Here is a 17,287-nt window from a genome sequence, read left to right on the forward strand (position 1 = left end):
CCCTAGCCAGGGATCTTGCCCAGCACGTAGCCGGCGATGCCCACCGCGGCCAGCCGCGGCTGGCCGGGGTCGGTGGTGCCGCTGCAGGAGACCTCCAGGTCGACGATGACGTTGGCCTTGGCCGCGATCGCCCGGGCCGACCGGATCTGCAGACCCCGGGGCGTCAGATCCAGCGTGGTGATGCCGTTGCCGGCATCGGCCGGCGCGCCCACCTCGAAGGGCAGCGCTTCCCCGCGCGGTGGTGTCAGCGTCACGGTCAGCCCACCGCATCGACGCCATCCCGACAGCAGCGCCGCCAACTGTGACTGGGCCGCCGCCGGGTCGCGGAAGGCCACGACCGCCTGGATGACCTGCGTCGACTTGAGGAAGCTGTGTGTGTCGCGGTACTCCGCCGCGTGGTATCCGGCCAGGTCGCCGGTGTAGGCGTCCGGAGTGCCGGGGGCGACGCTGCCCCAGCATTCCGGCCGGTCGATGGCTCCCGCCGCGCCCGGGCGGCCCGGGTTGTCCCACGTCTGGCCGGCCTCGAGGTTCTGGTCGGCCGTGATGTTCTTCAGGGCGTCGGCGCCGGGCAGCAGCGCGGCCAGCGCGTCCGGCGCGACCGGGCCCGGGCCCGCCGGGGTCGCCGGGCCCGCGGAGGTGGTGGCCGGCGCGGCGGTCTGCGGCGGCGGCGCGCCGCCCAGGGTGGCCCACGCGACCAGGGCGACGACACCGACGGCGATGAACGCATACGACAGCGCCAGCCCCGCCCGGGCGCGGTCCCGGCCGAGCTCGCCGGTGCGGCGGATCTGCGCCAGCCCTGCATGTCCCAGGATGGCCCCGACCGGCGCGAACACGAACGCGAACACCAGCGACAGCGTCGCCAGCACGTTGACCGGCGGTCGGTAGGGCGGCGCGGGCGGGGGCGTCAGTGGCGGCGGCTCCAGCGGGCGCGGGGCCGGCGGCACCCGGCCCAGCGGGTCGTAGGTGTACGGGTTCTGCCAATACCGGTCCTGCGGGTCGGTCACGCCAGCGCCTCCTTACCGGCCAAACCTGCCCGCAATGTAGCCGACGAAGCGACCGAGCGTCACAGGCGCGGTTTGGCCACGCTGACCACGTAGGGCCGGCCGGCCAACGTCAGGTACACCCGGTGCGGCCCGATCGCCATGCCGGACAGCGCCGCCGACTGCGCCGCCGGCGGCAGCCCCGCCCGGTAGCCGATGACGCGGATGACGGGGATCGTCCGGCTCGGGAAGCCGGTGAAACTGGCCGTCTCGAGCACCACCACCTCGCGGTCGGTGGCGGCGTAGATCCGGGTGTCGTCGGTGCCCAGTTCGCGGATCGGGGACGGCAGCCGGGTGCTCGCGAGCACGGTCAGGCCCTCACCACCCCGGCGTGAGTCCACGGCGTACAGCGTGGCGTCGTCACGCCCGGCCACGTAGCTGCGCGTCACGGCCGCGCCGTCGCCCGCCGAGACGGCCACGTTCATGCGCAGCGACCCGCGCTCCTGAGCGGGCGACGACGGCCCTTGGTAATGGCGGATTCCCGACGGCGCGTAGGCGTGGTACTCGATCTCGCGGCCGCGGTTGGCGCCGTCGATGCTGTCCGCGGGATCACCGGTGATTCGGGCGGTGGGCAGCTTCCGCAAGCCGTACTGGTCCACCGGCGTCACCGACGTCCCGTCCGACGACAGCGCCAGCAGCGTCCGCAATCCGGCGTCCTCGGACAAGTAAGCCGGGGCGGGTCCGGCATCGAAATCGCCGACTTGGCGCAGGCTTTCGAGGTCGACCTCGGCCACCCGGCCCCGCTCGGGCTGCGGCACGAACACGACACGATCGTTCTTCTGGCTGATCTGGAGATTGCGTCCGGCCGCCATCGGCGCCGAGAACTGGGTGTGCGCGTCGCCTGGGCGGTCACCGGCGGTCACCTCGGCAACCCGGCTATCGCCGGTGAGCCCGACGAGGGCGTGCGCGTGATACGACCACATCGGCGCGCGCAGGGGCGTCGCGACCGACCACAGCACGACGTCGGGGGCGCTTTCCAACGACGCGCCGGGCGCGGCACAGCCCGCCGTGACGACGAGCGCGCCCAGCATCGCCGCCCGGGTGCGGACACGGCCGGCCATGAGCGACCTCCCTCTCGCGACTTGGTGAGGAACTACCCACTGGTGGGCGCCCGTACCCGTTTGGTGCCGGATTTCGTCGGGTAGCCGAAAGGGAGCGCGCAACAGCCCGCGCGCCGAATCAGAGTTGGGAAGGACACCATGGCTCAGAGTGCCATCAAGTCGCCCACCGATGTGGTCGACTTTCTCGTCAGTCAACACCAGCAGATCAAGACGTTGTTCGCCGCGACGCTGGCGGCTTCGGGGAAAGAACGTGAGAAGGCGTTCGTCGAACTCCGCCGATTGCTGGCCGTCCACGAGACGGCCGAAGAGGAGATCGTGCACCCGCGCGCCAAGCGGAAGCTGTCCGGCGGCGCCGCGGTGGTCGACGAGCGGCTCCACGAAGAGCACGAGGCCAAGACCGTCTTGCAGAAGCTGGAGAAGCTCGACGTCGACAGCGCGGAGTTCACCAGCATGTTGACGCAGCTGCGTGACGCGGTCGTCGAGCACGCCGAGCACGAGGAGCACGACGAGTTCTCCAAGCTCGGCCAGGAACTGAGCGACGACGAGCTCGAACGGATGGGCCGCGCGGCCAAGCTCGCCGAGGCGATCGCCCCGACCCGGCCGCACGCCGGTGTGGAGTCGCAGGCGGCCAACCTCGCCGCGGGACCGTTCGCGGCGATGCTGGACCGCGCCCGCGACGCCATCGTCGGCAAGGGCTAGCACCACACTTACGGGGTGTCCCCACTCGAGGGGGAGTGGGGACACCCCGGCCCGCGCTGAGGGGAAACGCCATGACCGCCGCTAAGGCGCCCGGCGCCGCCCGGTATCTGCCCGCCGAACACGGGCTGGACGCGCTGCGGGCGGCGGCGCAATGTTGCCGCGGCTGCCCGCTTTTCGCCGATGCCACCCAAACGGTGTTCGGCCGCGGACATCCCGGCGCGTCGATCATGCTGGTGGGCGAGCAGCCGGGCGACCAGGAGGATCGCGTGGGCGAGCCGTTCGTGGGGCCCGCGGGGCGGCTGCTCGCCCGGGCCCTCGAGGACGCCGGCGTCGATCGGGCGTCGACGTATGAGACCAACGCGGTCAAGCACTTCAAGTTCACCCGCAAGAGTGGCAAGCGACGCATCCACCAGAAGCCGGGCCGCACCGAGGTGGTCGCCTGCCGGCCCTGGCTCATCGCCGAGATCGAGGCGGTGCGGCCGCAGGTCATCGTGTGCCTCGGCGCGACTGCCGCGCAATCCCTTCTGGGAGCGGCCTTCCGGGTGTCCGCCGAACGCGGCCGGCGGGTGTTGCTGCCCGCCTCGCTCGTCGACCTCGAGCCTGAGCCGGTCGTGGTGGCGACCGTCCACCCGTCGGCGGTGTTGCGCGATCGCAGCGAGCGGCACGACGAGTCCTACCGGCTCTTCGTCGACGATTTGCGCAGCGCGCGTTCAGGAGTCGTGGCTACCCGCTGACGCTCATCCCTTCTTGTGCGGCATGAACTCCTGCGCCTTGGTCTTGAGGCCGACCTTGATGAAGCCCACCCGGTCCTCGTCGCCGGATAGCACCGCGGTGGCCGACGACTTGAACTGTTCCCAGGTGGCGTGCGGCGGGATCGGCGGCATGTCGGGATCGGTGAACACGTCGAGCACGGTGGGGCGGTCGGCCGACAAGGCGCGGCGCCACGCGCCCCCGAGTTCATTCGGGTCCTTGATGGCCATCGCGTTCAGGCCCAGGCTCGCGGCGAACGCGGCGAAGTCGACGTCGGGAAGTGCTTGAGACTCATGGAATTTCGGTGCGCCCGCCATGGCCCGCATCTCCCACGTGACCTGGTTGAGGTCGTTGTTGTGCAGGATCGCGACGATCAGCCGGGGGTCCTCCCACTCCTGCCAGTAGCGCTTGATCGTGATGAGCTCGGCCATGCCGTTCATCTGCATCGCGCCGTCGCCGACGAACGCGATGACGGGCCGGCGCGGCTGGCCGAACTTGGCGCCGATCGCGTATGGCACACCGGGTCCCATCGTGGCCAGCGTGCCAGACAGCGAGCCCCGCATGTTGCCGCGGAAACGCAGGTTGCGGGCATACCAGTTGGCCGCCGACCCGGAGTCGGCCGTCACGATGGCGTCGTCGGGCAGCATCGGGGACAGCTCGGAGTACAGCCGCATCGGGTTGATCGGGTCGGTGCTGACGTTCGCTTCCTTGTCCATCGTCTCCCACCAGCGCGCCACGTTCTTCTCGATGGTCTCCCGCCACGACCGGTCCTCCTTGCGGCGCAGGTGCGGAATCAGCGCCCGCAGCGCGGTTTTCGCGTCGGCCACCAGGTTGACCTCGTAGGGGTAGCGCATCCCGATGAGCCGGCCGTCGACATCGATCTGCACCGCGCGGGCCTGCCCGAAATCGGGCAGGAACTGCGTGTAGGGGAAGCTGGACCCGACCGTGAGCAGCGTGTCGCAGTCCCGCATCAGCTCGTAGCTCGGCCGCGTCCCCAACAGGCCGATAGAGCCGGTGACCCAGGGCAATTCGTCGGAGAGCACGTCCTTGCCCAGCAGCGCCTTGGCCGAGCCGGCGCCCAACAGGTCGGCCACCTGGCTCAGCTCCTCGTGCGCCCCGCGGGCGCCCGTGCCCACCAGCATGGCGACCTTCTTGCCCGCGTTGAGCACCTCGGCCGCGCGCGCGATGGCCGCGTCGTCGGGGGAGATCTCCGGGTACTCGATGCCCAGGCTGGAGGGCACCATCTTGAACGCGTGCCCGGGCGGCGAGTACGGCAACTCCTGCACGTCGCTGGGGATGATCAAGGCCGTCGGCGCCCGCTGGGTCATCGCGATCCGGATCGCGCGGTCGAGCACGTTGGGCAGTTGTTCGGGGACGGTGACCATCTGGACGTAGTCGCTGGCGACGTCCTTGAACAGGGCCAGCAGGTCGATCTCCTGCTGGTAGTTGCCGCCCATCGCGGTGCGGTTGGTCTGCCCGACGATGGCCACCACCGGGACGTGGTCGAGTTTGGCGTCGTAGAGGCCGTTGAGCAGGTGGACGGCCCCGGGCCCCGACGTGGCCGCGCAGACCCCGACCCGGCCGGTGAACTTCGCGTAGCCGACCGCCTCGAATGCGCTCATCTCCTCATGGCGCGACTGGATGAATTTCGGCTTGTTGTCCGCACGGCCCCACGCGGCGAGTAGCCCGTTGATGCCGTCGCCGGGGTAGCCGAACACGTGCTCGACGCCCCACGCCCGCAATCGATCCAGCAGATAGTCGGAGACCTCTTGCTTGGCCATTGATGTCCCTCCTCGACAGACGGTTCGATGATGTCGCTGCGTACGCCGGCCGACGCGGGAGCCACGGCGACGCGCGTGGTTTGCTGCGAGGGCCGCGGCCGTCTGTTTCGACCGCAGTCTGGCGCGAATGGGCGGCTAGCGCGCATCCCACACGTCGGGGCATACCCCGGATCGCCGCCGTTATTCGTCGGTTTTACATCCAAGCCAACGGCGCTTCGGGTGCCGGTCGAGGGTGCGGGCCGTGGACGCGAGGAGGTAGGGGTGAGAGGCGGTTTGCCGGAGCGGTTTCGCCGGGACCTACCCGGCTTGGGTCACGCGGTCCTGGCCAGCTCGGATGACCCGGACGCGCTGTGGCCCTTGGCCACCCGCCGGATCAGCATGCGGGTGGCCTTGTCCAGGATCTCCTGGGCCGCGTCGGGGTCACGGGCCCGTTCGGCGCGCCGCGTGGCCGCGGCGACGGTCAGCCCCTGCTCGTAGCCGGTCACCACGCGCGGGTCGACGTAGGAGCCGCGGGCCACCGCCGGGGTGTTGCCCAGCTCCTCGGCGACCTCCTTCATGACGGCGGATTCCACGCGTTTGGCCACCCGCCGGGAAACGGCCGGGTCGGCGTCGGCGAACGCGGTGGCCGCCAACACCGTGCCGTGCCAGGTCCGCAGGTCCTTGACCGTGTACTCGTCGCCGACGAGCTCCTTGAATCGGGCGTTGAGGTCGTCGGACCGCACCTCGACCCAGCCGGACGCGGTGCGGCACACCAGCAGTCGTTCGCTGCGCTCGGGCCGGCGCGTCAGCGCGCGCACCGCGCGGACCACTTCGGGGTCCTCGATCTCCACGGTGCGGCGCACGCCGCTCTTGGCGGGGAAGTCGAACTCGACCGCGCCGCGCCGGACCACCACGTGCTCGCACAGCAGGGTCGCCAGGCCGTACGACTCGTGCTCCTCGGCGTACTGCTCCCCGCCGGCGCGGAAGTAGCCGCGGTCCAGCAGGCGCAGGGCCAGCGCCAACACCCGCTTGCGGGTTAACCCGTTGCGCGCCAGGTCTTTCGCGATGGCGGCACGCCACTGGGGCAACCGGGTGGACAGCTCCAGGACGCGGTCGAACTTCTCCTCGGCGCGTTCCTGTTGCCACGCGGTGTGGTAGAGGTACTGGCGGCGGCCGGCGGCATCCACGCCGACGGCCTGGATGTGGCCGTTGGGATGCGGTGAGATCCACACCTTTTTCCAGGCCGGCGGAATCACCAGATCCTTGATGCGCTGCAGGGTTTGCGGGTCGGACAGCAGGTCGCCGCCGGGCCCGTAATACGCGAACCCTTTCCCGCGACGCTTGCGCGTGATGCCCGGCTTGCTGAGAACGCTGCGACGCAGCCGCATCATTTCCCTCCAGTGACGTTCGCTGACCGGACAATTACCCGTCGCGATGGCCGTTCACACGTTGCAAGGAAACGACCCGCCACAGCGTCGTGGCGGGTCGTTCGGCCTATCGCGCGCTATCAGCCGGCCATGAACTCCTGATAGGCCGACTCCAGGGTCGGCGGCAGGGCCTGGACGTTGCACTGCCGTTCGGTGTCGCCGATCGGCGCCAGGATGCCGCGCAGGTCGTAGTACTCCTGCGGATGCGCCGTGAAGTAGCTCCGCAGGTTGGCCGCGGCCTCCGGGCGCGGCTGGCCGTAGGCGGCCGTGACCACCTGGTTGGCGCCCGGGTGTGCCGACAGGTACTGCTCGGCCGAGCCCTGCACGGACGAGACGGTGGCGTGCACCCCGCCCGGGCTGCAGTCGGGTGCGGCGGCCGCGGAGGGCGCGACAACGCCCATGGTGATTCCCCCGAGCAAGCAACCGGCACTGATGCCGGCCAGTCGCCGGCGCGCGACAATACTGCTGATTTTCATGGTTCAGTGTGTCCTTACAGAAATTGCAATCGATTCTCGACAGAGGCTCCCGATCCTCGAAAACCAAAGTAGCGGAAGTCGAAATGGGTCGAGTTCGCTCGCGCCGAGCGGGGGAGCGGAAATCCATCAATGCGGCCAGTGAACGTATGCGTTCACTAAGCGAATCATCAATTCCTGACGGCAACGTTGAGAATTCTTAAGGACCCCAGGGTGGTTCTTAAGGAACCGTGATCGACATCGTGACGGAATCGTGACCTGAAATCGGCGCCTTTGCAGCCTTCACGGGGTGCGCACGGCGCCCTGGATCCGTCGAAGCGCGTCGGTGACCGAATCCGCCAGGGGCAAGCCGAGGCCGGTGACCAACCGGGTGAGCCGGCGCAGTGCGACGCCGCTGACCACCCCGTAGGGCACGCCGGCGAGCTGACATTCGTCGCCGACCAGCAGCAGCACGTTCAGGGCCGCGCTGCCCAGGTAATCCACCCGGCCGAGGTCGAGGACCAGCGGGGCCCGCAGCCGCAGGAAACGGCGGATCGCCGCGGCGACCAGATCGGCGTTGGACGCGTCGATCTCGCCGGTGATGCGCAGCACGGTGGCGAGGCGGTGCGCCTGCACGCGCAGTCGCGCGCCGGCGCAATCGATTTCATAGCAGTGGAGTCGTTCTTCGACTCGATACGGTTGAGCAGTCATGTCGTCGCCCGTCGGATGTCGTGATGGTGGCGAGCGACCCGGTGTCCGCGCGGCCGCTCGAATGAGGGCAGCTGTGGATTCAACCTGAGATGACCATAGCGTCAATGCGGCCGCCGGGATACGGGAATGACTTCGCCCCGCGGTGTACTGCTCCGAAAAGCCCCGTCAACCAGCGGGTTCGGGCCGGCCGCGCCGAGGCGGGCCGAGAATTCTTCGTTTCCTGGCTTCGGGAGACCCGCTCACATCCGGGACAAGTCCGGTCGGTGCGACAGTGCGTGGGCACCGTCGCCGTCCTGCGCGTGGCCGTCGGCACCGGCCGGGGGCAGCGACCGCAGCCAGGTCTCGACGTCGGGCCCGACCACCACCGCCCGTTCGGTGGCCAGCAGCGCCCCCGCGGCGAGCGCGGGAACGGCGGGCTTCACCGGCCGCACGGTACGGCTATCGCCTTGACGGGCAAGCACTTTCGAGGTCAGCTCGGGCAGGCGGATGGTCTCCGGGCCGGTGATGGTGCGCGGCGTCGGCGTCTGGCCCAGGGCCGTCTCGACGAGCACGTCGGCGACGGTGTCGGCGGCGATGGGCTGAATCAGCCAGTCCTCGACGATCACCTGGTCGCCGTCACCGTGCACCGGCCCCGGCGGGCCGGTGGCGGATTCGTACCATGGGGTCGACTTCACCACCGTGGTCGGGACGGGGCCGTCGAGCAGGATCTCCTTCGCCGCCCGTTTGGCCTCGAAATAGGGTGCGCCGCCGAAAGCCGGGTCGTCGATGCCGGCCATGGTCGAGACGACCAGTCGCTGGACGTCGCGGGCTGCGCACACACCCATGATGTTGCGCGCGGCGGTGACCAGAGCCTCGACGACGGTGGGCTGCCCATCGCGCGGCGCGGGGTTGGAGACGTCGATCGCGACGTCGACTCCCTTGAACGCCCGGTACAGGCCCTCCCCGCTGAGCAGGTCGATGCCATGCGCGCGGGAGATCTCGACGACGGCGACCTCCCGGGCCCTGAGCCTGGCGACGACGCGGGACCCGGCGGTGCCGGTCGCCCCGATCACGGCGATGGTGGTCAGAAGCCTCCCCCTCTTTCGTTGGTCGCTCAGCTTTACCCACTCGATTGCGGTTGAAACGGCCCGATTGGGCCGCGGCCCCAACCCCGTGATCGCCCGCACACCGGCGGCGGCGTTTGGCGGGTCGGCCGGTGGGAACGCCGTAGGGACGAGTTGCTCAGTTAACCAAAGGGAGGTCAGTCCATGGGGGACGACAAGAGCGGGCCGCAGGAAGCCGTCCAGGGCGCCGTCGAGGGCGTCAAGGGCAAGGTCAAGGAGGTCGGCGGGGCCGTGCTCGGCCGCGATGACATGGTCAAGGAGGGGCAGGCCCAGCAGGACAAGGCCGACGCCCAGCGCGACGCGGGCAAGAAGGAGGCCGAAGCCGAGTCCGCGCGGGCCGGTGCGGAGGCCGCCGAGCAGCGCGAGAAGGAAAACCAGTAAGTCGCCGGCGAAGGGGTCCGGTCCCGCTGAGGGCCGGGCCCCTCCTGTCCGCCCCGCGGTTCAAACCCCGGGGCGGGGTTATCCCTGGCTAGAACCGATCGCCGGGGTAGCGTGCGGTGGATTAGCGAGGTGGAAGATGCGCTTGACCGAACGGGTCTCGAGCCTTCTCGCGTTCCTGCGCGCGGGTTACCCGAGCGGGGCGCCGGCGCTCGGATACGCGCCGCTGCTGGCGCTGCTGCCGCGCCGGGTGTCCGACGACGAGGTCACCACCATCGCGACGAAATTGGCCGCGCCGAAACCTCCTTCGATCACCAACGTTGACGTCGGCGTGGCGATCACCCGGGTTACCGACGAGCTGCCCTCCGTCGATGAGATCGAGCGGGTCCGCCACCGGCTGAACGCGCTGGGATGGGTGGGGCGCCCCGGGGCCTGAGCGCCGCGATTCACCCGTGTGCGAGGTCGACGACCAGCGGCCGATGGTCGGAGATTCCCATGGGCTCGGCCTCGACGGCGCTGCCGCGCAGGCCGCGGTCGTCGGTCAAGATGTGATCGAGCTGGCGGTCGGGGGCCTCCGCCGGGAACGTCGCGGCCGAGGCCAACGCCCGCATGCCCGACCAGCGCCGCACCGTTTCGGGAGTCATGTTCAGGTCGCCGGTCAGCAGCCGCGGCCCCGGGAAGCCGCGCAGGTCGTGCACCAGCCTGCGCAGCTGGCGCCGATTCCAGCCGGGCACGAACGACAGGTGCGTGTTGGCCACCGTCAGCCCGCCCATCGGGGTGTGCAGCTGCGCGATGACCGCCGCCCTCGGCTCCTCGTCGACGATCATCACCCGGTTGGGCCCCGGCAGGTACATGGGAAAACGCATCGGAATGCGGGGCAGCCGCACCACCTGCCAGCTGGCCACCGGGTAGCGCGACAGCAATGCGATTCCGTAGGCCGCCGTCCCGGGCTGCTCGTGACCCGTGGCGGCCATCCACGTCGCCCCCGGGGTGCCGGAAATCGCTGCCACGAACCGGTGTTCGACGGCCCCCATGGCTTCGGCCGCCACCGCCGTGAGGTCGGCGCGGTCGGACCGGGGCTGATCGCAGTCGACCTCTTGCAGGCTCAACACGTCGGGATCGAGGCGGCGCACGCAGTCACGCAGCCGCTGCAACTCCACCCCGTCGCCGACGGTGCGGCCGTGCAGGATGTTGAAGGTCGCCACGCGCATAGGGTCTCTCCTACCCACTTTCCCGGGCGGGCAGTCATGACCGCGAAGGATGCGCCCTCACCGGAACACGACCTCTCCCACGGCGAGCAGCCGCTGCAGGACGAATGGCGGCAGGACGGTCGTCCGTCCGGCACGGCTGGGCCCCAACCTGCTCCGATAGCATTGCGCCGCAAGGCGTTTGCGGTTAACGGCCCAGCCGGATGCGGGCACCGAGCGGGCGCGGTCCCACGGCACCGTCGGATCGGCGGGAGCGGCCCAGTGCCACATCCATATCGGATATTCGAGCAGCGCGACGCCGGTGTGCGCAGACGCCGCGGCCGCCGCCCGTCCCACGGCCTCATGATCGGGGTGTCCGTCTCCCCGCCAGGTCGCCGCGCACCAGGTGTCGGGGCCGGCGGCCGCCAGGATGCCGGCGAGCGACTCGGCGATCGCGTCCTCGTGGTCGGCCAGCTCGCCGCCGGGCAGGCCCAGCGAAACGGGTGGACTGACTCCCAAAACGTGGCTGGCCCTGCGCAATTCGTATCGACGCGTGGTCGCCAGACGAATCCGGCCGGACCGCGTGGCGCCGGGTTGGGCCGTGCCTCCGTCGCTGACCGAGACCACCCGGACGTCGACATGCGAGGCGACCAGTTGGGCGATCGTCGCGCCCAGGCCGAGGGTTTCGTCGTCGGGGTGGGGGGTGACGACGATCAGGCGCGGGCACTCGCTCAGGTCGAGCGGCGGCACGGGGCTGCGCTCGAAAGCGGCCAGCCACAAGGGCGCCGGGGTCCCGCCGTGGGTGAGGGGCTTGGCGGCAAACCGGTCGCGGTTGCTGGTCGATGCGGCTCGCATGGCGCGCCTCAGGGCCGCCGGCCGGCCAGCTGCCCGAGCTCGGCGAGGTCCCGCTCGGCGTGGCTTTGCCGGATGTAGATGCTCAGGTCCGCGACCCGCTGGGCGTGCCGCCCGTCCTGGCAGAGCGGGCCGGGTCCCAGCGCGCGGCCGGTGCGGGTGATGGCTTCGTCGACCGCGTGTTCCACCACCGTGCGGACGCGGCGGGCCAGCAGCTGCGCGGTCCCCGCCCGGTCGAACGGATCGGAATCGACCTGGGTCGCCGCGACGGCCAGGATCGCGTCGCCGGCGGCCAACGCGGCGTCCACGGCGCCGAGGTGCGCCAACGAGTAGGCGTCGGCGGATTCGCTTGCGGCGCAACGATACAGGGGATCGGCAACCCTGCGCGCGCCACCGAGCCAGCAGGCGGCCACGCCGATCGCCGCGTGCCAGAACCCGGGCCGGTTCAGATAGTCGCCGGGATCGCCGACGGCGACCGCGTGGGTATTCGTGAACTGCACCGGCCGGGTGTCGCTGCCCGCCATTCCCGCGTTCCACCAGGTGCTGGGCAGGGGTTTGACCCCCGGATCCGTCACCTGAACGGCGAACAGGCCCGGCGTTCCGTCTTCGAGCCGGGCGGTCACCAGCGCGTGGGTGCAAAACCCGGCGCCCGAGCACCACACCTTCGTGCCCGTGAGGGTGAACGCGCCGTTGACGTCGGTGGCCGTCAACACCGCATCGGGCGACTCGGCAGTCCAGACGCCCCACAGTTGGCCGGATTCCGGGGGTTTACCGCCCAGTTCGTGCAGGATCGCGACGGCGTCCGCGTGGGCTTCGGCGACCCTGGCCGCCACGATGTTCTCTTCGGCCAGCGACGCCAGGCGCTGCCAGCGTTCGGCGGTGCGTCCGGAGGCGGGCAGCGGCAGCTCGAGCCGACCGGCGTCCAGCCAATGCCTGACCAAACCCGCCGTCACGCGCAATCACCCGCCACCGATCCCCCCAGTTGCCTGAGGCGGTCAGCGAACCCGTGTGGCGCCCGAGCCCGGGTTCGCGCCGACGTGATGACAAACGATTCGGTGACGCGGTGAAACTGGTGGCCCGCCCACTGGATGCGGGCGGAGATCGGAGTGGCTGCGGCGTCACGCGCATGGAGCCAGGAGGCTGACATAACCATAAGATTTGCCCAAACGGCCGCAACTTAAACGGCTTACCCTCCCCGGCGCCGCGTCCGCGCAGGTTCCACCCGCCGCGGGCGGGGTATGACCTAGGCACGATGACCGCCCATGAGACGACAGCCCACGAGACCCATGTCGACCCGTCCGCGTCCAGCACGCCGCTGCGGGAGGCGCTGCGGAGTGCGGCCTCGGCGCTCAAGGAGAACGGGCCCCGTTTCGCGTTGGCCGGCAGCTATGCGTTGTGGGCCTACGGGGCGCCCGAGCCCACCCACGACGTGGACCTGGTGGTGGCCGAGTCGGACGTGGACGACGCCGTGGCGACCCTCAGCAGGGCGGGCTTCGCCGTCGAACGGCCGCCCGAGGACTGGCTGTTCAAGGCGCGCACCGGCGACACGGTCGTCGACGTCCTGCATCGCCTCAACGGCGTGCGGGTGGAAACGCCGACCCTGGACTGTGCCGAGCAGCACGACGTGCTGGCCGTCAGGATGCCCGTGCTGCCGCCCACCATGGTGTTGATCCAGCAACTGCGGTCACTGGGCGAGCATTACTGTGACTTCGCCAGGCTGTTGCCCGCCGTGCGCGCGGTTCGCGAACGGCTGGACTGGGATCGGATCAGGACGCACACCGCCGATAACGACTACGCGGTCGCCTTCCTGGTGTTGGTCGAGCGGCTCGGCCTCACCGGTGGTCGCGACGGTCAGTGATTGCGCAGCTTGGCTACCAGCTTGTCCTTCGTCAGGCTCGAATACCCGGAAATGCCAAGCTCTTTCGCGCGCTTCTTCAGCTGCGGGACGGTCCAGTCCTGATACGAGCCCGATTTGCCGCCCTTGCGGCCGACCGAGGACTTGCCCCGGGCGGCGGCCGCGTTGGAAATGCGGGCCGCTTTCTCCTTGGAGTCGCCCTGCTTGCGGAGGTCCTTGTACAACTTCTCGTTCTTGATCGACGAATTCGGCATCATCCATCCTTCCGTCCGAAGCGTCGAAGTCAGGATGCCCGCCCCGGCCGGGGTGAAAACGCCTGCCCGCGAGGCCGCAGCGGCCGATGCGCAACTATCCCTCGCCGCCTGGGTTACCTAGCATTGATGCGGGTAGTCGAGGGTGGTGATCGGGTCGATCGGCGACAACGGCGAATTGCGCGGTGTGGTGGCTATAGGTGCCTCCGCCGGGGGAGTGGAAGCGCTGTCGAAGCTGGCCGCGGGACTGTCGCCCGACGTCCCCTACGCCTACGCGATCACCCTGCACGTCCGGGCCGGTGCGCCCAGCGTGCTGGCCCGGATCGTCGACCGCTCCGGCCCGCTGCCGGCGGTCGCGGCCGAAGACGGCGCGAAGCTCGAACCGGGGCGCATCTACGTCGCCCGTCCCGACCACCACCTGTTGGTCGCCGACCACCGCGTGGTGCTGTCGCCGGGGTCCACCGAGAACGGGCATCGCCCCGCGATCAACGCGCTGTTTCGCTCGATCGCCCTCGCGTTCGGCCCGCGCGCGGTGGGCGTCCTGCTCTCCGGCGTGCTCGACGACGGCGTCCTGGGACTGGCGGCGATCCGCTCGCGCGGCGGCGTCACCATCGGTCAGTCACCCGATGACGCGCTGTTCCCCGCGATGCCGACCAACGCGCGCGACGCCGGCCTGCTGGATCACCAGGCGGCGGCCGCCGACATCGGCGCCCTGCTCAAAGAGCTGTCGCACCAAGAGCGAGAGGATCCCGAGATGGAGCCCGACGCCGCAATGGAATTGGAGAACCACATCGCCGTGACGTCGCGATTCTCGACCGACTTCGACACCCGGCAGCTGGGTGCGCCGTCGGGATACACCTGCCCGGACTGCAACGGCTCCCTGGTTTCCATCAGCGAGGGCAACTTCCGCTGCCGGGTGGGTCACGCGTGGACGGCCGACGCGTTGCTGGCCGCGCGCGACGACGAAGTCGGACAACTGGCCGACCGGGCCGAGACCGGTCTGCTCAACCGGCGCTACACCGACCTCACCGAGCAAACCGAACGGGCGCTGAAGGTCCTCGGCGAGCGGTTGTCGAACAATGCTCCGCGTGGCGGTGGGGCCGGTGGCTGAACCGCGCTCCGCCGTGCGCATCGATACCGACGCGCAGCATGAGGTGCCGGTGCTGGTGGTCGAGGGCTTGCTGGACAGCTCCACGTACCGCGGTCTCCGCGATGCGGTCATCAAGGCGGCCCTGGACGAGCCCCGGGCGGTGATCGTCGACGTCAACCGGCTCGCCGTGCCGACGGCCTCGGCCTGGACGGTCTTCACGAGCGCGCGCTGGCATGTCAGCGTCTGGCCGGACGTCCCGATCCTGCTGGTGTGCTCGGAACCGGACACGCGGCGGGCGATCGCCGCCGGTGGCGTGTCCCGGTATGTGCCGGTTCACCCCACCCGGGAGTCGGCGCTGAGCGCCCTCCGCAGCCGGTCGTTGCGGGTACGCAGACGGGCTCGCACCGAGCTTCCGCGCTCGCGCGGCAGCCTCGGCCTGGCCCGCGGGGTCGTCAGCGATTGGCTGACCGAATGGGGCAGCCGAGAGGTGGTTCCCGTCGCCGCGACGGTGACCACCGTGCTCGTCGAGAACGTGCTCGACCACACCGACAGCGCGCCGGTGCTGATCGTCGAGAGCTTTGAGCACGCCGTCACGGTCGCGGTGGAGGATTGCAGCGACCGGTTGCCGGGTCGCCATGAAGACGCCGAACGCGGCGCCGAGATCGTGTCCGGCCTGGCCATTGTTTCCGCCCTGTGCCGGGTCTGGGGCAGCATCCCAACGTCGTCGGGCAAGACGGTGTGGGCGCTGGTCGGTCTTGAGAATCGACTCTGATCACGCGAGTAGTGTTCAAGTCCTTCGGCCACGCTCGAGGCGAACGGGACTGGGATGGACGGCACCACTGACGAGGCTTTCGAGGCCCTGCTGCGCTACATGCGGGACTCGCGCGGCTTCGACTTCACCGGCTACAAGCGCACATCCCTGATGCGCCGGGTGCGTCATCGGATGGAGCAGGCGGGCTACACCTCCTTCGAGGAATACCTCGACTTCCTGCAGGCTAGTTCCGACGAATTCGCGGCGCTCTTCAACACCATCCTGATCAACGTCACCGCGTTCTTCCGCGACCCCGACGCCTGGGAATACATTGCCGCCGACGTCATTCCCCGGATGCTGGCCGAGCGCGGTCCGGGCGACCCGATCCGGGTGTGGAGCGCGGGGTGCGCGTCCGGGGAGGAGGCCTACACGCTGGCCATGCTGCTGGCCGAGGCGCTGGGGCCCGAGGCGTTCCGCCAGCGCGTCAAGATCTACGCGACCGACATCGACGAGGACGCGCTGACCGAGGCGCGTGCCGCGTCCTACGACGCCAAGGCCGTCGAGTCGGTGCCCGCTGACTTGCTGTCGCGCTATTTCGAACAGGTCAACGGCCGCTACGTCTTTCACAAGGATCTGCGCCGCGCGGTGATCTTCGGCCGCAACGACCTGGTCAAGGATGCGCCCATCTCCCGCGTCGATCTGCTGGTGTGCCGCAACACCCTGATGTACCTCAACGCCGAGACGCAACGAAACGTCCTGAGCCGCTTACATTTCGCGCTTGCGCCGCAGGGGACGCTGTTCCTCGGGCACGCCGAGATGCTGCTCAGCCACGGCGATCGGTTCACCCCGCTGAACCTGAAATACCGGATCTTCCGCAAGGCGATCGGCAGCCACCTCGGCTTCGAGCGCTACGACCCCGCCGGGGCGTTCTACGAAAGCAATGTCGACCTGGCGGGCCTGACGACGGTGCGGGACTTGGCTTTTCGTGCCAGCCCGGTGGCTCAGATCGTGGTCACGGGCGAGGACACCGTGGCGATGATCAATCAACAGGCCGAGACCTTGTTCGGGCTCTCGGCGCGCGACATCGGCCGGCTGCTGCGCGACCTCGAGGTGTCCTACCGTCCGGTGGAGCTGCGGGCCTATCTGGAGCAGGCCAAGGTGGAGCGCCGGTCGGCGCGGATCCAGGACGTCAAATGGCAGCGGCCCGGCGCCGAGACGGTGTGGTTCGAGATCCACGTCAACCCGCTGGTCGACGCCGAGAACGGGCTGCTCGGCGTGTCGATCGTGTTCTTCGACGTCAGCGCGACGCGCGCCCTGCTGGACAAGGTCGTTCAGACCAACCGCCAGCTGGAAGCGGCCTACGAGGAGCTGCAGTCCACCAACGAGGAACTCGAGACCACCAACGAGGAACTGCAGTCCACCGTGGAGGAACTGGAGACCACGAACGAGGAGCTGCAATCCACCAACGAAGAACTCGAGACCATGAACGAGGAGCTGCAGTCCACCAATGACGAGCTGCACACCATCAACGACATGCTGCGGGAGCGCAGCCTGGAGTTGGACGAGGCGAAGAGCTTCCTGGATTCGCTGGTCGACTCCGTTCGCATGGGAATGGTGGTGGTGGACCGCGAGATGAAGGTGATCCTGTGGAACCGCGGCTGTGAGGAGCTGTGGGGGCTGCGCCCCGAGGAGACGATTGGAACGAGGCTGACCGACTTGGACATCGGGCTGTCGTTGGAGACCGTGCGGCCGTTGATCGGCAACGCGTTCGTGGACGCGGACAGCTCGGGCGAGACGGAAGTGGACGCGGTCAACCGGCGGGGGCGGCCCACCCGGGTGCGCGTCATGTGCACACCGTTCCGGTCGGGCGAGGGGACGGTCCGGGGCGCGCTGCTGCTGATGGAGGCGCTGGTCTAGCCG

Annotated in this window: 19 protein-coding genes; 8 read left to right on the forward strand and 11 right to left on the reverse strand. The window is 69.7% G+C overall.

The window, feature by feature from the left end:
- Positions 1 to 2: 2 nt before the first annotated feature.
- Both AWC03_RS25145 and AWC03_RS25150 read right to left on the reverse strand, forming a co-directional pair.
- The gene (locus AWC03_RS25145; protein ID WP_085243409.1) at positions 3 to 1,004 is read right to left on the reverse strand and encodes a sensor domain-containing protein; all 1,002 of its coding nucleotides are present in this window, start codon (positions 1,002 to 1,004) and stop codon (positions 3 to 5) included.
- 59 nt (positions 1,005 to 1,063) lie between these two features.
- Positions 1,064 to 2,101 (reverse strand): hypothetical protein, encoded by a 1,038-nt coding sequence (locus AWC03_RS25150; protein ID WP_085243410.1) that lies wholly within the window; start codon positions 2,099 to 2,101, stop codon positions 1,064 to 1,066.
- 138 nt (positions 2,102 to 2,239) lie between these two features.
- On the opposite strand from AWC03_RS25150, the gene AWC03_RS25155 reads away from it, so the two are divergent.
- Together AWC03_RS25155 and AWC03_RS25160 are read left to right on the forward strand one after the other, a co-directional pair.
- Positions 2,240 to 2,800 carry a hemerythrin domain-containing protein gene (locus AWC03_RS25155; RefSeq protein WP_085243411.1) on the forward strand — a complete coding sequence of 187 codons (561 nt, stop codon included), beginning with the start codon at positions 2,240 to 2,242 and terminating at the stop codon, positions 2,798 to 2,800.
- A 71-nt stretch (positions 2,801 to 2,871) separates the two neighbouring features.
- Positions 2,872 to 3,534, forward strand: a complete 663-nt coding sequence (locus AWC03_RS25160) for a UdgX family uracil-DNA binding protein (RefSeq protein WP_085243412.1) — start codon at positions 2,872 to 2,874, stop codon at positions 3,532 to 3,534.
- Positions 3,535 to 3,537: 3 nt separating this feature from the next.
- Here AWC03_RS25160 and AWC03_RS25165 read toward each other — a convergent pair whose 3' ends face one another.
- From AWC03_RS25165 to AWC03_RS25185, 5 genes are all read right to left on the reverse strand, one after another.
- Positions 3,538 to 5,331: a thiamine pyrophosphate-requiring protein gene (locus AWC03_RS25165; RefSeq protein ID WP_085243413.1), complete on the reverse strand. Its 1,794-nt coding sequence runs from the start codon at positions 5,329 to 5,331 to the stop codon at positions 3,538 to 3,540.
- Positions 5,332 to 5,642: 311 nt separating this feature from the next.
- Positions 5,643 to 6,698 carry a DNA topoisomerase IB gene (locus tag AWC03_RS25170; RefSeq protein ID WP_169716555.1) on the reverse strand — a complete coding sequence of 352 codons (1,056 nt, stop codon included), beginning with the start codon at positions 6,696 to 6,698 and terminating at the stop codon, positions 5,643 to 5,645.
- Between the two features lie 119 nt (positions 6,699 to 6,817).
- Complete coding sequence (locus AWC03_RS25175) at positions 6,818 to 7,213, reverse strand: heme-binding protein (protein ID WP_085243415.1); 396 nt, start codon at positions 7,211 to 7,213, stop codon at positions 6,818 to 6,820.
- 279 nt (positions 7,214 to 7,492) lie between these two features.
- Positions 7,493 to 7,900, reverse strand: coding sequence for an STAS domain-containing protein (locus tag AWC03_RS25180; RefSeq protein WP_085243416.1), 408 nt, complete (start codon positions 7,898 to 7,900; stop codon positions 7,493 to 7,495).
- 239 nt (positions 7,901 to 8,139) lie between these two features.
- Positions 8,140 to 8,997 carry an SDR family oxidoreductase gene (locus AWC03_RS25185; RefSeq protein ID WP_085243508.1) on the reverse strand — a complete coding sequence of 286 codons (858 nt, stop codon included), beginning with the start codon at positions 8,995 to 8,997 and terminating at the stop codon, positions 8,140 to 8,142.
- Between the two features lie 150 nt (positions 8,998 to 9,147).
- Between AWC03_RS25185 and mbp1 the strand changes: the two genes are divergently transcribed.
- Together mbp1 and AWC03_RS25195 are read left to right on the forward strand one after the other, a co-directional pair.
- Complete coding sequence (gene mbp1 / locus AWC03_RS25190; protein WP_085243417.1) at positions 9,148 to 9,384, forward strand: microaggregate-binding protein 1; 237 nt, start codon at positions 9,148 to 9,150, stop codon at positions 9,382 to 9,384.
- Between the two features lie 136 nt (positions 9,385 to 9,520).
- Positions 9,521 to 9,817 carry a DUF3349 domain-containing protein gene (locus AWC03_RS25195; RefSeq protein WP_085243418.1) on the forward strand — a complete coding sequence of 99 codons (297 nt, stop codon included), beginning with the start codon at positions 9,521 to 9,523 and terminating at the stop codon, positions 9,815 to 9,817.
- Between the two features lie 10 nt (positions 9,818 to 9,827).
- Here AWC03_RS25195 and AWC03_RS25200 read toward each other — a convergent pair whose 3' ends face one another.
- The 3 genes from AWC03_RS25200 to AWC03_RS25210 are packed head-to-tail and all read right to left on the reverse strand — an operon-like array spanning position 9,828 to position 12,373.
- Positions 9,828 to 10,592 (reverse strand): endonuclease/exonuclease/phosphatase family protein, encoded by a 765-nt coding sequence (locus tag AWC03_RS25200; protein ID WP_085243419.1) that lies wholly within the window; start codon positions 10,590 to 10,592, stop codon positions 9,828 to 9,830.
- 57 nt (positions 10,593 to 10,649) lie between these two features.
- A complete protein-coding gene (locus AWC03_RS25205; protein ID WP_085243420.1) occupies positions 10,650 to 11,423 on the reverse strand; it encodes a PIG-L deacetylase family protein in 774 nt (257 codons plus the stop codon).
- Between the two features lie 8 nt (positions 11,424 to 11,431).
- Positions 11,432 to 12,373: an acyl-CoA dehydrogenase family protein gene (locus AWC03_RS25210; RefSeq protein ID WP_085243421.1), complete on the reverse strand. Its 942-nt coding sequence runs from the start codon at positions 12,371 to 12,373 to the stop codon at positions 11,432 to 11,434.
- Between the two features lie 299 nt (positions 12,374 to 12,672).
- On the opposite strand from AWC03_RS25210, the gene AWC03_RS25215 reads away from it, so the two are divergent.
- The gene (locus tag AWC03_RS25215; RefSeq protein ID WP_085243422.1) at positions 12,673 to 13,278 is read left to right on the forward strand and encodes a nucleotidyltransferase family protein; all 606 of its coding nucleotides are present in this window, start codon (positions 12,673 to 12,675) and stop codon (positions 13,276 to 13,278) included.
- Here the strand turns inward: AWC03_RS25215 and AWC03_RS25220 are convergent.
- Positions 13,272 to 13,529 carry a DUF7218 family protein gene (locus AWC03_RS25220; protein WP_085243509.1) on the reverse strand — a complete coding sequence of 86 codons (258 nt, stop codon included), beginning with the start codon at positions 13,527 to 13,529 and terminating at the stop codon, positions 13,272 to 13,274. The two genes, AWC03_RS25215 and AWC03_RS25220, sit on opposite strands and share 7 nt — an antisense overlap.
- A 145-nt stretch (positions 13,530 to 13,674) precedes the next feature.
- Here AWC03_RS25220 and AWC03_RS25225 point away from each other — a divergent pair, with 145 nt between their 5' ends.
- The 3 genes from AWC03_RS25225 to AWC03_RS25235 are packed head-to-tail and all read left to right on the forward strand — an operon-like array spanning position 13,675 to position 17,284.
- Positions 13,675 to 14,637 (forward strand): chemotaxis protein CheB, encoded by a 963-nt coding sequence (locus AWC03_RS25225; protein ID WP_249025969.1) that lies wholly within the window; start codon positions 13,675 to 13,677, stop codon positions 14,635 to 14,637.
- Positions 14,630 to 15,388 (forward strand): STAS domain-containing protein, encoded by a 759-nt coding sequence (locus tag AWC03_RS25230; RefSeq protein ID WP_085243511.1) that lies wholly within the window; start codon positions 14,630 to 14,632, stop codon positions 15,386 to 15,388. The genes AWC03_RS25225 and AWC03_RS25230 overlap by 8 nt, the downstream gene beginning before the upstream one ends.
- 54 nt (positions 15,389 to 15,442) lie before the next feature.
- The gene (locus AWC03_RS25235; RefSeq protein WP_085243423.1) at positions 15,443 to 17,284 is read left to right on the forward strand and encodes a CheR family methyltransferase; all 1,842 of its coding nucleotides are present in this window, start codon (positions 15,443 to 15,445) and stop codon (positions 17,282 to 17,284) included.
- The last annotated feature ends 3 nt before the right edge of the window (positions 17,285 to 17,287 follow it).

Source organism: Mycobacterium europaeum (genome assembly GCF_002102155.1).
GTDB classification, from domain to species: domain Bacteria; phylum Actinomycetota; class Actinomycetes; order Mycobacteriales; family Mycobacteriaceae; genus Mycobacterium; species Mycobacterium europaeum.